12 protein-coding genes are annotated in these 15,905 nt (G+C 42.5%); 3 read left to right on the top strand and 9 right to left on the bottom strand.

The genetic code is table 11. From position 1 onward, the window contains the following. Window positions 1–149 precede the first annotated feature (149 nt). Complete coding sequence (locus ACRHOZ_RS02290) at window positions 150–620, top strand: hypothetical protein (protein ID WP_431121896.1); 471 nt, start codon at window positions 150–152, stop codon at window positions 618–620. Window positions 621–699: 79 nt separating this feature from the next. Further along, window positions 700–1,956, top strand: coding sequence for an MFS transporter (locus ACRHOZ_RS02285; RefSeq protein ID WP_431121893.1), 1,257 nt, complete (start codon window positions 700–702; stop codon window positions 1,954–1,956). 20 nt (window positions 1,957–1,976) lie between these two features. Here the strand turns inward: ACRHOZ_RS02285 and ACRHOZ_RS02280 are convergent, their stop codons facing one another. The 8 genes from ACRHOZ_RS02280 to ACRHOZ_RS02245 all read right to left on the bottom strand — a co-directional run bounded on the left by ACRHOZ_RS02280 (window position 1,977) and on the right by ACRHOZ_RS02245 (window position 12,555). Further along, a complete protein-coding gene (locus ACRHOZ_RS02280; RefSeq protein ID WP_431121890.1) occupies window positions 1,977–2,669 on the bottom strand; it encodes a hypothetical protein in 693 nt (230 codons plus the stop codon). Between the two features lie 9 nt (window positions 2,670–2,678). Then, window positions 2,679–4,532, bottom strand: a complete 1,854-nt coding sequence (locus ACRHOZ_RS02275) for a hypothetical protein (protein ID WP_431121887.1) — start codon at window positions 4,530–4,532, stop codon at window positions 2,679–2,681. Window positions 4,533–4,666: 134 nt separating this feature from the next. Beyond that, entirely contained in the window at window positions 4,667–5,242 is a 576-nt protein-coding gene (locus tag ACRHOZ_RS02270) for a YdeI/OmpD-associated family protein (RefSeq protein ID WP_431121885.1), read from the bottom strand. Next, a complete protein-coding gene (locus tag ACRHOZ_RS02265; RefSeq protein ID WP_431121882.1) occupies window positions 5,243–6,859 on the bottom strand; it encodes a M1 family metallopeptidase in 1,617 nt (538 codons plus the stop codon). Window positions 6,860–6,895: 36 nt separating this feature from the next. Further along, window positions 6,896–8,230 carry a M28 family peptidase gene (locus tag ACRHOZ_RS02260; RefSeq protein WP_431121880.1) on the bottom strand — a complete coding sequence of 445 codons (1,335 nt, stop codon included), beginning with the start codon at window positions 8,228–8,230 and terminating at the stop codon, window positions 6,896–6,898. Between the two features lies 1 nt (window position 8,231). After that, window positions 8,232–8,735, bottom strand: coding sequence for a VOC family protein (locus ACRHOZ_RS02255; RefSeq protein ID WP_431121878.1), 504 nt, complete (start codon window positions 8,733–8,735; stop codon window positions 8,232–8,234). Between the two features lie 83 nt (window positions 8,736–8,818). Continuing rightward, a complete protein-coding gene (locus ACRHOZ_RS02250) occupies window positions 8,819–10,348 on the bottom strand; it encodes a nuclear transport factor 2 family protein (RefSeq protein WP_431121875.1) in 1,530 nt (509 codons plus the stop codon). After that, window positions 10,345–12,555: a bifunctional alpha,alpha-trehalose-phosphate synthase (UDP-forming)/trehalose-phosphatase gene (locus tag ACRHOZ_RS02245; RefSeq protein WP_431121873.1), complete on the bottom strand. Its 2,211-nt coding sequence runs from the start codon at window positions 12,553–12,555 to the stop codon at window positions 10,345–10,347. The genes ACRHOZ_RS02250 and ACRHOZ_RS02245 overlap by 4 nt, the downstream gene beginning before the upstream one ends. 103 nt (window positions 12,556–12,658) lie before the next feature. On the opposite strand from ACRHOZ_RS02245, the gene ACRHOZ_RS02240 reads away from it, so the two are divergent. Beyond that, window positions 12,659–14,458, top strand: coding sequence for a glycoside hydrolase family 15 protein (locus ACRHOZ_RS02240; RefSeq protein WP_431121870.1), 1,800 nt, complete (start codon window positions 12,659–12,661; stop codon window positions 14,456–14,458). Here ACRHOZ_RS02240 and ACRHOZ_RS02235 read toward each other — a convergent pair. Beyond that, the gene (locus ACRHOZ_RS02235; protein ID WP_431121868.1) at window positions 14,451–15,896 is read right to left on the bottom strand and encodes a pyridoxal phosphate-dependent decarboxylase family protein; all 1,446 of its coding nucleotides are present in this window, start codon (window positions 15,894–15,896) and stop codon (window positions 14,451–14,453) included. The genes ACRHOZ_RS02240 and ACRHOZ_RS02235 overlap by 8 nt on opposite strands. Window positions 15,897–15,905 lie beyond the last annotated feature (9 nt).

Genomic DNA, 15,905 nt, shown 5'->3' with positions numbered 1-15,905 from the left:
TTGACACAAATACCCCGGTTTATCCTCACTTATCGTTGGACAATCCACAGGAATATTAGGAATTCTGAAGTAATTTGCTCAATTTTAATTGGTTGCTATTGAAATTTCTGTTCCCCTAAAGCGGTAATTAACCTTTAAATCCGATTCCAATGAAAAAATTCATCATCCTTGGGATATTGCTAGTGGGAACCACTGCATTTACTCAAGAACCTTTGGACACTGAAAATCTGTTTGTACGGGTTTTTGATATGCAGGGAACCAAAATAGCAAAAGGTTTTGTGGTGTCCTGGTCTTCAAATGGGTTGGTGCTTATAAAAGGAAAAAAGACCACAGAAATCCCCTTTAACAATATTGAAAAGATAAAATTGAAAAGAGCAGGTGGTCATAATGTGGGTATGGGAGCTCTTTTTGGAGCCACAACGGGGGCAGTTTTTGGTCTAGCCCTTGGCGAGGAAGAGGGATTCTTTGTGACTTCCACTTCAGAAAACATGGTAGGTTTCTCCATTATAGGAGCTTTTTTGGGTTCCGTTATCGGAGGTGTTTCCACCGTTGCCAAGAAGAACAGAACAATTGTAATCGATGGGGATGTCAAGAATTGGGAACAGTTGGTAAATCAATAGTGTAGTCATATCTGAAATAACCTAAGGGGAAGATGTAAACAAGACTTAAAGCTTGGATTTTTGGCTATATTTATAGCGAATGGATAAAAAAGCCCCTTGGTATTATCTTACTTTGCTGATTCTGGCTGGAGAAGCGGTTTTTATCCTTCCCTTTGTACTCCCTAGGATTTTTAGAAGTACCGTCCTGGATGTTTTTCAATTGGACAATACCCAACTGGGCCTATGCTTTTCAGTTTATGGGATTGTAGCCTTGATTTCTTACCTATTTGGGGGGCCTTTGGCCGATAAATATCCTCCTCGAAAATTAATTGCCATTGCTTTATGGATGACCGCCTTGGGAGGCCTGTTTTTTGTGACTTATCCGAGCTTTAAGCAATTGCAGGTTTTATATGGTTATTGGGGTTTTACCACCATTTTTTTGTTTTGGGCGCCCATGATCAAAGCAACGCGCGTGTGGGGCGGGGATACTGCGCAAGGAAAAGCGTTTGGACTCTTGGACGGGGGACGCGGACTCACGGGAGCCCTATTTGGTTTGTTGGGCGTGCTCATCTTCTCATTTTTTTTGGGTGAAGAAGTGGATGCCAGCTCACTTGGGGAACGGAGAGAAGCATTTCAATATATTGTGTATACCTCCAGTGTGATCATAGCTATTATAGGAGTCTTGGTTTGGGTTTTTCTAAAATCTGGAATGGATGAGCGGGAAATTCTGGTGGACCGTATTTCCAAAAAGGAAATTGGGGAGGTTCTGCGGATTCCCTCGGTTTGGTTGCTGATGATTATAATTCTTTGTGCCTATGTAGGCTATAAGATAACGGATATTATATCGCAATATGCCAACGAAGTGATGTTGTACAATGAGGTAAAAGCGGCCCAAACGGGAACCTTTTTCCAGTTTTTAAGGCCAACAATTGGGGTTTTGGTGGGACTGTTGGTAGACCGATTTAGAATCACCCTGTGGTTGGTGTATAGTTTTGGAGCCTGTATTCTGGGCGGGATCCTGTTTGGTTCTGGAATTATCGGTCCTTCAACCACGGCTTTGTTTTTTATGTCCGTAGTGATTGTGGCGGCAGGAATCTATGCGGCAAGGGCGCTTTACTTTGGCGTAATGCAGAAAGGCAAAATCCCGTTGATGTTAACAGGGACAGCAGTAGGACTCATTTCTTTGATAGGATATACCCCCGATATCTTTGCTGGGCCAGCGTATGGAATCTTGCTTGATGCGCATAAGGGAGAAGAACTTGGGCATCAAAATGTGTTCTGGATGCTCACAGGGTTTTCCCTAGTTGGTGGGGCAGCAGCCATTATTTATCACAGACTGTATGGAAAAGGGGGTTAGGCTTTGAAGACTGTTTATGGTTAAATGGGGATGGCAATCCCAATGCCTGTTCTTAATCCGGACCAGCCAGTTTTAACAGCACTTCCACCATTATCTTCAACATAAAAATCCTTGTTGTCATTCAAGGTTAGTTTGTTTCCTAGGACGGCATCAAAACCTATGGAAGCTCTCAAGCGGATTACGGAAATGGGATATTCATAGATCAGACCAACTCCAACCCCGTAATCAATGGAATGCACACCTATTTCCTCCTCAGTGACCGCACCCAAAGTTTCGTTATAGCTTTGGATATCCAGGGTGGAATAGGTGCCAAATCCTTTCAAACTTAAAGACAGTGCATTGTTCCTATCGTTTCGTAATAGACTTACATGGTATATACCGCCTAGGGTATAGCCGTTTAAAGGCTGGGTGAGACGAATCACTCCAGAAAAATCAGAGTAGGAGATTTTGCCCCCGGTACTATTGTAACTGGCAAAAATGGAAGTGTTGATTGCATTTATTTTATAACCCACGGTAAAGCCCACATGAGCGGGAAAATTGTCATTTACTCTTAAATCTACTTGTGGAATGTCCTGAACGAATTCCTGCTGGAAACTCTGAAGATTACTATGGGAAAAGGTATTGTAATTGATTTCGGCAAAAATACTTCCGCTTTGGGCTATAGCACTATGTGAAATAAGTAGTAGGGCTAGAAATTTGAATATTGATTTCATGGCAATGGGTTAGTTAAAGTAATCTTGTAGGTAAAGCCCCTGATTGGAAATCAGTTTCTCGTTTAAATAGTGATAATACCGTGTACTAAAATCCACAAAAACCTTAAGCTGCTTCTCAACTCCGCTGGTCTGTGAATACAGATATGCAATGTCATTGCTGGAATCATCGGGGTCACGCCTAAACATACAGAGCTTGTCAGAAACAGGATCATATTTGATTTCATCTATCCCCGTAAGTTGTGGAATTATCTGGGAGGTATCAGCAACATAATCGTAGATAACGGGATTACTATCTATATGGCTTAATACGACGATATTTTGATTGGGGACAAAGTAAACCCCATGAACGGACACATTGCCTATAAGGTTGAGTGCAAGTACCTCATTAAAGGCGTTGCCGTCCCATCGGTAAACGGCATTATTGTTTATGAAGGTCTCGCCGTCATCTGCAATATGAAACTTGTACTCAATGTTGGATTGATATAGCAAGTTTCGAGTAGCAGCATCAAAAATGTATACGGATTCCCGGCTTAACTTTTCCACAATGATGAAGCCATTTCTATAATAGGTGTGGATATTGTAGGTATCTAAAGTATAGTCAGAAGCATTCCATGAACTTAAAATTTCAAGGGTATTCACATCAATCAAATAAGTGGAATCCTTTAAATCCAGAATCAAGTTGTTGGAAATAGGGTCAATGGTTACATTGGCAAAACTGTCCGTAATGGTAAAATAGTTCCTAGACCTAATGACCTCCAAAGTTTCAGAATCCAATTCGTGAATTATAACATCCCTTGGGGCATTATAGGTTGTGCCACCATCAAGCACAACCGTGAAAATAGAATTCCGTTGAGTGCTCATGACATAATTCTCCCCTTGATCGGCCTCAAAAGTCTCCCCGAAATGCATTTCTCCAGAAACAAAATGGAGGTAGGTAAAATCATTTTCTCTTTGCAAATTCAAGGAATGGACTTCAGTTTGCCCAAAGACCGGGGCATCATCCACGATGAGTTCACCCCCTCGGTTGCTCAAATCAACAAAGGTGTTGTTGGGCCTCATGTTGTAGGTGTAAAAATCAAAATTGCCATATAAGGGATGTTCGGTCCATAGGACTCTATATTGGGAATCATTGATGACTTGTCCCCTTAAGCTTGGATAGTCCAAGGAAATACCAATGCGGTTACCCGCGGATTCGGCGTATCTGTTACTTAACATTATCTCATATTCCAATTCAAGATCAGTGCTGAGGGTGTCGTTAAATTCCCCAGCCAAAATATCCTCAGGTGTAAGCTCAATTTGACGAAGTATCCTGTTGTCCTCTGGATCATACACCAAAAGAACAGCCTCGTCAAAATTTTGTTGCCCAACATCCTCCCATCGTATCCAAATTGTACCATCGATGACATCGACATTGGTAAGTGTTACAGGGTCTGGACTTGACTTGTCTACCGTAAACGTATAAGAAATGGAACCTTCCAGTCTTTCCAGATCATTTAAATCGGCCAAACTTCCGGTTCCAGAAGAGTATTGATAGCGAACCCTTAACGTATGCTCTCCTTCCGTGAGGGCGTCCGTGTTGACTACGAACGAACCTGTACGGTCTTGGGTTCCCAATATACCTTGGCCATCAATGTCCACATTGATGCTGTACAGCCTATGCCTAGGGTCACTGTTGAAACTATAGGAAACTGTTCTTGGCGCACTTAGGCTTATGCCATTCTCAAACGGTTCAACGGTAATTAGGGCGTTGGAACCTTGATCTTCCAAATCGGCAAAAAAGTCTTCCGAAAATTGAAAAGAACAGCTGCTGAAAAATAAAATGAATAATGATAAGAGTAGGAGGTTGAATTTTGATTTGGTCATCTATAACAATAAAGGTTGATGGTCGGCAAGATATAGCGTTGGGATCTTGTACCTAATTTTATGCGATTAAATATCAGGGATATTGGATAAACGAACAAATTTTGGAACAGAATTCTCTGACAAAACTTAAAGAACTATCTAGCACTTCTGGATTTAATGTTCTTTTTGCATCCATCAATGATTTCCACAATCCGCTTTTGCCGGGTTTCTTCCCTTTTAGCTTGGTTTAACCAATAGAGGTAACTCTTTTTTTGTGATCGGGTAAAACTTTGAAAGTTGGAAAATGCTTTTTTGTTTCTTTTGAAAGCCTTTTGTAAATCGGGAGGAACCACGCAGTTTTCCACATCATCCAAAGCAATCCAAGAGCCATTTTCCTTTGCTATTTGAATGGACGCCAAACCACTTTGGTGCATTTGGTCATTGGCCATCAATTCTTCAATGTGATCCTTGTTGACCTTGCTCCACACACTTTTGGGTTTTCTGGGGCAAAAGTACTGCCTGCGTTTACCACCTCCCAGACTTTTTACGGTGCTGTCAATCCATCCGTAACATAAAGCAACCCGCACGGCTTCCTCCCACCGCATACTTTCCATGTGATGATCTACCTTATACAGAATCAGATAAATCCCAGCAGAGGAAGTATGATGATCATGAAGCCATTTCCGCCACTCGGCATCATTTTTAAAATAATGTTCCGGAATTTCCTTCATTTAAATTTGTTCAGTCTCCACGTAAAAGTTCTCATCAAAGACCAAGGTGGTACCTTTCAATTTTTCCGTTTTCCATTCCGAATTGGGATAAATCCACTGTTCCTTGCCATCTACAAAGAGGCGAATGGGCATGTCAAAATCCTCTACAATGTCCACATATCTAAATCGCAGCGTATCCCCATCTTGTTTGTATTCCAATTTGGGAATCATGGCAGTTCTTAGATATTGGTTGAAAAAGGCGGACAAGTCTTTTTTGGTTTTCTTGCTGATATAGTTTTCAATTTGCTCTGTGGTAACGGTTTGATGGTAAAACTCCTCATTCAATCCCCTTAAAATTGATCTCCAGAGCGTATCGTCTTCCAGCAGTTGCCGTAAGGTGTGCAACATATTTGCTCCCTTGTAGTACATGTCTCCAGAGCCCGATTTATTTACGTTGTAGGGACCAATGATGGGTCTATCGTTTCTGATGTTTTTTCGAGTTCCAATCACATACTCCGCGGAAGCTTTGGTGCCGTAATGGTAGTCCAAATAGAGATTTTCTGAATAGGCTGTAAAAGCCTCATGAATCCACATATCGGCAATATCCTTGTAGGTGATATTGTTGGCAAACCACTCATGTCCACCTTCATGGATGATGATAAAATCAAATTTTAATCCCCAGCCAGAACCGGAAAGGTCGCGACCCAAGTACCCGTTTTGATATTTATTTCCATAGGTCACGGAACTTTGGTGTTCCATACCCAAATAAGGTACTTCCACCAGCTTAAAACTGTCTTCATAAAACGGGTAGGGGCCAAACCAATGCTCAAAGGCTTCCAACATCATGGACGCTTGCTTGAATTGCTCTTTGGCCTTGTCCAAATTATCCCGAAGCACATAATAATCCACATCCAAAGCGCCCTTTTCACCTTTGAATTGTTCCCCAAAATGGACATAATCCCCTATGTTCACGTTTACGCAGTAGTTGTTAATGGGATTGGAAACAAACCAGGTGAAATTTTTGGTCGTATCACCTTCACTGGTGTCTATAAGCCTACCATTGGAAACATTCATCAAGTTCTTGGGAACATCCACGCTAATGCGCATGCTATCCACTTCATCGTACATATGATCCTTATTTGGCCACCAAACACTGGCGCCCAAGCCCTGGCATGAGGTAGCCGCAAAAGGCAGGTTGTTATCGTCCCTGCTCCATGAAAATCCTCCGTCCCAAGGCGCGCGGACGGCTTTTCTTGGTTCCCCGGAATAGACGACCTTAAGTTCGTTGTAATCGCCTTTGCGTTGTTTCTTTTTTAGTTTGATGAAGTGGGCAGGGCCAATGGAGGTAAACTCCAAGGGTTGATTGTCCTGGGTTACCTCATCAATTTGTAAGGGTCGCTGTAGGTCAATTTGAATGACATCTGCTTCTTTGAGAACCTTGTACCTAATACGATTGAAGCCCGAAATATATTCTGCCTCAGGGTCTATTTTAAGGTTCAAATCGTAATAACTCACATCCCACCATTCCCTTTCTGGGGTAATACTGCCCCTTAGCGTGTCCAGTTGGGTGAACATTTGAGCGGATACGCCTGTCATTATTCCCAAAAGCATTACACTTAAAACAATTTTATTTTTCATTCCAATACGTTTAGTATGATTTTTCAAGGTCTTAGCTTATCTGAACACTTTATTGGGAAACACTACTGGGCTCTCATGCCCATCTGCTCCGACCGCAGCTATCCCAAAAAAGAAATTATCAACAACAATGCCGTCCAGGACAAATTCGGTGACATTCCCAACAAATTTGTGGTTGTCCCAAGTAGGGGAGGTAGTGTCCCTCCAATAGATTTTGTACCCCGCAGCACCATCCACCTTGCTCCATTTGAGCTTGGCCGAAGGCTCCACAATACCTCCAATTTCTACGGTTGTAGGGGCTGGGGGAGCCCAAGCTATTGACGCCAAGTTAATGGCATTGACCGCGGTAAGCTTTTTGGCATAGTCAAAGTTGACATGTTCCAATACATCGCCGTAGGCTATCCCGTTCTCTACCCTTATATCTTGATGTTGCTGGGTGTAGTTTTCATGGGCTTCCATTATTCTGATCCCGGCAAAACCAACATCGTTAAAAGGTCTATGGTGCCCTCCTCTACCAAACCGATCTAGCCTATATACCATCATGGGGTTCATTTCTGGCATATAGGTTTGGGTGGTTTTATGGACATAGCGCGCCAGTTGTCTGGAAATCCCATCTACTTCACCACCATAAAATCGCCTTGCCCTCCGCTGTTTTTCAGTTTCTGTAGGGGGAACAGGCTCGGAGAAGATACGGAAGTCGCGATTGCTTACCACACCGTCAACCCCGGTTATATTTCCAATCATGTCGTTGTTCATGATACCAATGATCTCCCATCCTTTTTCCTTGGCATGGTTTGCCAAACCCTTTCCTCCAAAGAGTCCTTGTTCTTCCCCGGAGAGTCCCACATACATAATACTGCTCTCAAATTGGTAGTTGGAGAGTACCCTGGCCGCTTCCAAAGTTCCGGCCATTCCGCTGGCATTGTCGTTGGCGCCGGGTGAGTCCGAAGTGTAATTGTTGGGGTCGCTGACACGGGAATCAATATCCCCGCTCATAATAATATATCGGTTGGGATATTTGGTGCCGCGTTGGACTGCCACCACATTGACCACCCATACATCCCTAACAATACGTTGACCTTCTTCTTTTTTAACCAGGTTTTTTTGATAGAAAACTTCCAGACACCCATTACAGGAGGCGGATGTTTTTTCAAATTCGGATTTGATCCATCTTCTAGCTGCTCCAATGCCACGGGTTTGCGAAACGGTATCGCTTAAAGTATGTCGCGTACCAAAGTTGGCTAATATGGTCACGTCATTTTTTATCCTTTCCGCAGATACTGAATTGATGATATCATAAAGTCGGGTATCAGTCTGCGAAAAGACAAAAGAAACACTCAAAAATGCAATGAGAAGGACGTAGTTTTTTTTCATTTTAATTTCCAATCAGTTCAATGAAGGTTCCATCTGGATCCTGTACCAATATAAATCTTCTCCCATCAGGAATGAGTGTTGGTTTCTTGCTAAGGAACGGGATGTTGTTGTCTTCCAATCTTTGGGTTAAGGCATCCAAGGATTTATAAAATATGGTGATGTATCGCATTCCATTCCGATCCTGAATATGCTTTTCCTCCTCATTTTTTTCGTTACCAAAGGACATTAATTTATATTCTGTTGCATTGGGATCATCATAAAGCTTTAAGACTTTGACATCAAATGCTTTTCCCCCTGTCAATCCTGTTTTTTGCCCCATTTCATCCGTCACGGAGAATTCTCCCAATTCTTTCATCCCAATAACATTGGTGTAGAAGTCCAAGGATGCTTCTAAATCTGTCACCACCACTCCAATGGAAATATAGGGTTTGTCGAATTCAGTTTGGGCCATGGTCGGATTTAGATAAATGAAGGACAGCAGTCCTAGAAAAAAGGATAACTTCATGGGTTGGGATTTTAAAAATTAGTTGTGAATGTAACAAAAGCTAAGGAATTTTCTAAATGTTGGTCTAGCTAATACGATGACCCTTACCGGATAAAGGTAACCTTGGTGATTTTTCCATCCTCTACCTCATAAATTGCTGCAGCACTAATACTGGATTTGGTGCCTGTTATATACTCCTCGTCAATCACTTTGTTGCCGATGACCATGCGGTTTTTGATTTCGCAGTGGAGATTGGGAGTGGATTTGAAAAACTCTTCGTACCGGGCTTTCATTTTTGTTTTTCCTTTCATAAAGGACTCGTTTGGAAAGTTGAAGAGTTCAATATTATCTGCATAGGTTGCCATGAAGCCATCTATATCCCTTGCATTATAGGCATCCAACTGCGATTGCACCACGGCCTCGGTATCATTGGTTTCCCGATCAGGAAATATAAACCGCATGGAGGCGATGAACCCATTCCTTACCTCATAGAGAGCCACTTGATGGCCTTTTCTCCCATCTACCAGGGTAATTTCCTCATCTATCACGGTATTTCCAATTCTGATACGCTTGACTACTTCCACCTTGGCTTCTTTGGTGTTTTGGTAGAAACGATCATAGCTATCGGTCATTTTCTGGCGCCCCACATACATGGGTTTATTTGGAAATCGTTCCACCACTACATCCTCACTATAATTGGAGACAAATCCAAATAAATCTCGATCATTGAAGGTTTGCACCTGCCGGTCAATGACGCTTATCGGAGAGGCTTCAGCAACAAAGGCCAAGCGATTACCACTTGGATTGATGGCCATTCGGGTAATGTTGTTGATTTCATCAAGCTCAAAATCCATAACCGTTTGCCATTCCGTGTTGGAACCAATATTGAATTTAAGAATAGATTTTCCCACTCCGGTCAACAAGGTTTGCCCATTTAACCAACAAACATCCTCACTTTGGTTTGGAATATCCGCTAGTTTCTTGGTAAGCCCGCTAATGGGATCCAATGAGCGAATTTCCCATGGGGTATTTACTTTGCTCACATAACTGACCAAGTTGGTGTCAGGGATTTTATGAAAAGAGCGACCAACATTTCGAGCAATGGTTTTTTGAGAGCCTTCCTTGACATTGTTGACCACTAAGTCCATGCGATTGTCAACCAGAACAGAAGTAACCAGGATACTTTCGTTGAACCAGACATGATAACCCACTTTTTGAGTTGGCAGGATGGGCTTGGATTCCCCTGTTTGCAAATCATATTCGTACAGCAATTGCAAACCATCCAAATCCAGTCGAATGGAAGAAACTGCTTCTTTGTTTGGAATTTTTAAAGGAGAATATTCGCTTCCTGTTGGCGTATTGCTAACCCATTCCGATGTGCTTCCGCCTTCTATGTTGAATTTCTTGATATCGGTTTGATCAGCTCGGGTAGCAGAGAATAGAATGGTATGATCATCCATAAAAGAAGGTTGGTTGTCATAACCGTGATTGTTTGAAATGTTTTTGGGATTCGATAGCACAGGGTTTCCATCTTCCAAGCTTAAATCAAAAAGATACACTTCCGTGTTGGCCTGCGAAAACAGACTTTGAAAGGAGGTAAGGAGTAAAATTATGGGGATAATTCTTAAGGTCATGAGTCTACAAGTTGATGGAGCAAATCACGGACACGTTTGGTGTTTTCCACATAGTACTTGGCCTGCGTCTTTTTGAGCCCCACTTTAACGGTCACGGCAGAATCCGGTAATTCTTGGAACATAAATTCATCGGTCCAATCATCTCCAATGGCAAAAACAAAGTCGTATTCATCTTCTCCCAGCATGCGTACGGAAGCCCGTCCCTTGTTTACATTGCTACTTTTAACTTCCATTACCTTGTTGCCATTGAGTACGCTGATATCATCGTTCCCAATAAGACTGGTCAGCACGGTGTTGAGTTCTGTGGCCCTTTTTTCACCAAAATCGGGGTCTGTATTTCGGTAGTGCCAAGCCATGGAGTAGTTCTTTTCTTCAATAAAGGATCCCGGTGTTCGATCCACAAAGGACTCCAATACCGGTTTTATTTTTTCCATCCATTCCCCCTTAACGTTTTCCAGCATGCGGAAGGGTTCACCTTCGGTGGATATCCACACCCCATGTTCCACGATCATATTGTATTTTTTGTCCAGGAACCATTTGGTAAACGTTTGTTTGTCCCTTCCACTGATTAAGAACAGCGTAGTGTTCTTGTCGTTGTGTAATTGATCTAGCAGCTTGTACAATTCGGCATCAGGGGTCGCTTTTTGGGGATCCTTATGGAATCCTGTGAGCGTTCCATCATAGTCCAAGAACAGCAATCGCTTCTTTGAACTGGCATATTGCTTGCTGATTTGATTTAGGATGGAATTGGACATTTTTTGGGAAACAAAGGTATCGTCCCCCTCACTTTTTTGATTGAGGGCGTTCATAAATTCATTGGCCCATACCTCCACATTGTATCGTTCCAACCTATTTTGAAGGAACATGTTCCTGGCCATTTGTTCTTCTTTGGGCATGGTAATGGCTTGTTTTAAGGTATCTGCCTGCTGCTCAAAATTGTTGGGGTTGATGAGGAGAGCTTCGTTCATTTCGTAGGCAGATCCCGCCATTTCACTTAATATCAAAACCCCAGTTTTGTCTATTCGGGTGGCGATGTACTCTTTGGCCACCAGATTCATTCCATCCCTCAAAGGTGTTAGCCAGGCAATATCACTACTGGTATATAGATCGATAAGGTTTTCAAAGGGCATGGAACGGTAGAAGTACCAAATGGGAGTCCAGTTAACCGTGGAAAGCTCACCGTTGATGCGGCCTACCAGTTCATCAATTTCCTTTTTTAAGAGCTGGTATTGCGGTACGTTGGATCGGGAAGGCACGGCCAAAATTATCAGGCGAACCTTTTCCTTGTATTCGGGATACTTGTTTAAGAAATATTCAAAGGCATTGATGCGCTTCGCGATTCCTTTACTATAGTCCAATCGGTCTATGGATATGATGAGTTTGGTATCTGGCGCCGATGCCTTGTGATCATCCAGCTTGATCTGAAAATCGGAGCGGTTTTCAGGTGCATTCTTTCCATGGGCAATGGCTGCATCCCTAAATTTTTTGTAGTCGATTCCCATGGGAAAGGAGTCCACTTTGATTACCCTGTGATCTTGATAGACATCATTAAAACTCACCTCAAGTCCCAAAAGTCTTCGTACAGAACTTAAAAAATGCCGCTCATAATCATAGGTATGGAAACCAATCAGGTCAGAACCTAGTAGTCCCTCTAGAACCTCTTCCCTCCAGGGCATAGTCCTGAAAATCTCATAAGAAGGGAATGGAATGTGCAAAAAGAATCCAATGGACGTATTGGGCCTTTTCTCACGTACCATTTGCGGCACCAACATCAGTTGATAATCGTGAACCCAGATAGTATCATCCTCGTTGGATTGTTCTATGATGGCGTCCGCAAATTTTTGGTTCACGGATTTATATACATTCCAGAAATCGAGCTCAAATTCCGTGTATTCCAAAAAGTAATGGAACAAAGGCCATATGGTCCTATTGCTAAATCCAAAGTAAAACCCATCAATTTCTTTGGCGGTAAGATTTACCTTGGCACAGCCATGTTTGGCCAGAGCTGCATCAATATCCGATTCAAGGTTCGCAGGTGTGTCTTCCTCGGTAAGTCCGGACCATCCGATCCATAGACTTTCGCCCCCACTGTGTACCGATTTCATCCCCGTGGCCAAGCCTCCAACACTTGGAGTAGCGGTGAGTCCAGCTTCACTTATTTGCAATTGTACTGGTAGTCTATTGGAAATAATTATAGTTTTACTCATGAATCGTGAATTTAGGATCAAAATGTAATAAAATTCCTATTTTTTCGATTTAATAGAAGGTAAAAAAACCATTATTTAACCAACAGAAATTTAAATCCTGACTATGGATAACCTAAATTACGGAATAATTGGTAACTGTAGAAGTGCCGCGTTGATTTCCGATACCGGCTCCTTGGATTGGTGCTGCCTACCCCAATTTGATTCCACCTCAGTCTTTGCCAAACTCCTGGATAACAAGAATGGTGGGAGCTTTGAGATCAAGACCAAATACAATTACGAAATACATCAAGAGTACTATAGAAACACGGCTATTTTAGTGACTCGCTATTCCGATGGGGAAAATACTTTTGAGGTTCATGATTTTATGCCGAGGTACCATAAATTGACAGGTAAATACAATGCTCCACCAGAGATTGTACGTTATATAAAGCACATTTCTGGATCTCCAAGGTTCAGTGTTAAGTACGACCCCCGATTGGAATACGCGCAGGGGAATACCGCCAACCATGTAAAGGCAAACTTCATTGTGAGTTTGACCAATAAGCAAAAATTTGACACCCTTTTTCTCTACACCTCGTTCAACAAGAACAGGGTAATGGAAGGAGAGGAAATTGTGCTAAAGGAAGATGGATATTTCCTGATTTGCTACAATGAAAAAATCCTAAAACCGACCACGGAGAAAATGTCCCTGGAATTGGAACGCACCAAAATTTATTGGCTGGACTGGGTGGATAGAACGCCTACCTACAAGCAGTTCAATGATGAAATTATGCGTAGTGCCATTACCCTAAAAATGCTTACCTATGATAAAACTGGGGCCGTATTGGCCGCTGCAACTACCTCCTTGCCCGAAACCATTGGGGAAGTGAGGAATTGGGATTATAGGTTTTGTTGGATCAGGGATGCCTCCATGGTAATCAAGGTGGTTTCTGAATTGGGCCATAAGAATTCGGCCAAAAGGTATTTGCAGTTTATTATTGATTTAATGCCTGATAAGGATGAAAAACTCCAGATCATGTACGGGATCAACAAGCAAAAAACGCTTACTGAGAAGAGCCTAGATCATTTGGAAGGATACAAAGGTTCCAAACCAGTGCGCATTGGAAATGCAGCTTACAAGCAAAAGCAGAATGACATTTATGGCATTCTAATGGATGTGATCTATGAGCAGTTGGTCAAGTTTAGTAACGACATGGAGAATGGGGAGGAGCTTTGGAGCATAACCAAGGGAATTGTTTGGATTGTTAGCAAACACTGGCGCGAACCCGATAAAGGAATCTGGGAATTCAGGGGAGAGGATAGGCACTTTACCTTCTCGAAAGTATTGTGTTGGGTGGCCCTGGATAGGGCGATCAAGGTGGCACGAATCTTTGGGAAATCCAGAAAAATTGAAAAGTGGACCGCGCTTGAGCAAGAAATCAAGGAGGATATACACGAACACGCATGGAACCCTGATAGAAATGCCTTTGTGCAATCCTATGGTTCCAGTGATTTGGACGCCTCGGTATTACTCATGGAGTCTTACGGATTTATACACGCCAAAGACCCAAAATTTGTGAGCACTGTACGGGCCATTGAGGAGGATTTAAGCAATGACGGTTTGTTGTATCGCTATAAAAATGAAGATGATTTCGGATTGCCGTCCTCATCCTTTACCATTTGTACTTTTTGGTTCATCAATAGTTTGTTTAAAATAGGGGAGGAGGAAAAAGCCTTGGCACATTTTGAGCGCTTGTTGAGTTATAGCAACCACCTCGGTTTGTTTAGTGAGGACATTGATTTTAAGACCAAGCGTTTATTGGGGAATTTCCCGCAAGCTTATTCCCATTTGGCCTTAATTGAATGCGCCATCAATTTCTCCAGAAAAAAGAGTGAGGAGAAAATCCTGGAATCCATTAGCTGAGCTGTTTGGCCAACAGTTTTTTAGCTACGGATTTAATCTTTTCCAACATTTGGGACAGATGTTCCATTGTGGTGAACGGGTTCATCAAGGTTGTTCTTAGATAGTGGATGCCCCGCAACTTGGTTTGTACCAAATAGAATTCCCCATCTTCCAATAATTCCTGGCGTATGGCTTGATTTAAAGTATTTAATTCTTCGGGATTCAACGCAGCGTCTAAGTATCGAAAACAAAGAATATTGGATTGGGGTTCAAAGGCGAGTTCAAAGTGATCATCTTTCTTTAGCAACTGTTCAAAATCCATGGCCAAATCATATAGAGTGGTCACATTTTGGTCAAAAGCTTCTTCCCCGTACATTTTTAGCATGATGTACCAGTGAAGACTCATCATGGATTTGGTGCATTCAAAAGTTCTTTTGCCACCATTGTACCAGTCTTCTTCGTCCGTATGCGTGAGTAAATAATCAGCTTTTTGGGTAAAAGTGGTGTGCGAATGCTTCCCCTCCTTGAAAATCAAAGCGGTGGTAATGGTGGGCATCATCATCATTTTATGTCCGTCAATGACTACAGAATCCGAAAGTTGGATTCCGGACAGTAGATGTTGGTATTTCTTGGAGAATATGGCGGCTCCGCCGTGGGCGCCGTCCACATGAAACCATAAGTTGTGTTTTTCTGCAAATTGTCCAATGGCTTCCAAATCGTCATAAATTCCAGTTGCCGTGGAGGGAGCACTCCCCACGATGGCAAACACCTCAACACCATTTTTCTTTGCTTCTAGGTAATACGGCTCCAATTTTTCTACGTCAATGGTGTAGGTATCCGTTACAGGAACTTTGATAATGCCAGCTTCGCCCAGCCCCATGATTTTGGCTGCCCTGTCCACACAATAATGCGCCTCCTCACTGACCATGATACCTAATTTATTGGTGTGTCCATTGTTCCAAACGTCGCTATCAACCATAGCTTTTCTTGCGGATAGTAGAGCGGTAAGATTGGCCAGGGTACCGCCAGATGTCAGGATGCCACGAGAGTTATTGTCATAACCGATTCTTTCACCCAACAAATCGCACACAATACGTTCCATGGCCGTTGGGGCCATTCCCATCTCATATACCGCCATACCATTGTTCAATATAGAACCAATCATTCCTGTAAGCGCTCCTATTGGCGCTGGTGCAGCTACTTGATGCCCCACATATTTAGGGTTGTGGGTATGGGTGGTGCGTTGCAGGATCTGGGGAAAGAAATCCGAGAGGTTTCCCTGCTCCAAAAAATCCTTCCATAACCCCAGCTCGTCTTCAGGATTTTTCCAACTTATGGTCTTTTGGGAAGAACCAGATAAAGTCCGCTCCAGGTGATTGGCCAAAAGGTCAATAAGGGTATGTCCTTGATTTCTAAAACTTTCAGAATTGTAGACGGTATTCAGCAATTTTTTATCCATGGAATAAAG

Origin of the sequence: Flagellimonas flava, assembly GCF_050617915.1 — a bacterium.
GTDB lineage: Bacteria > Bacteroidota > Bacteroidia > Flavobacteriales > Flavobacteriaceae > Flagellimonas > Flagellimonas flava_A.
This window is presented reverse-complemented; position numbering and strand designations above follow the sequence as displayed.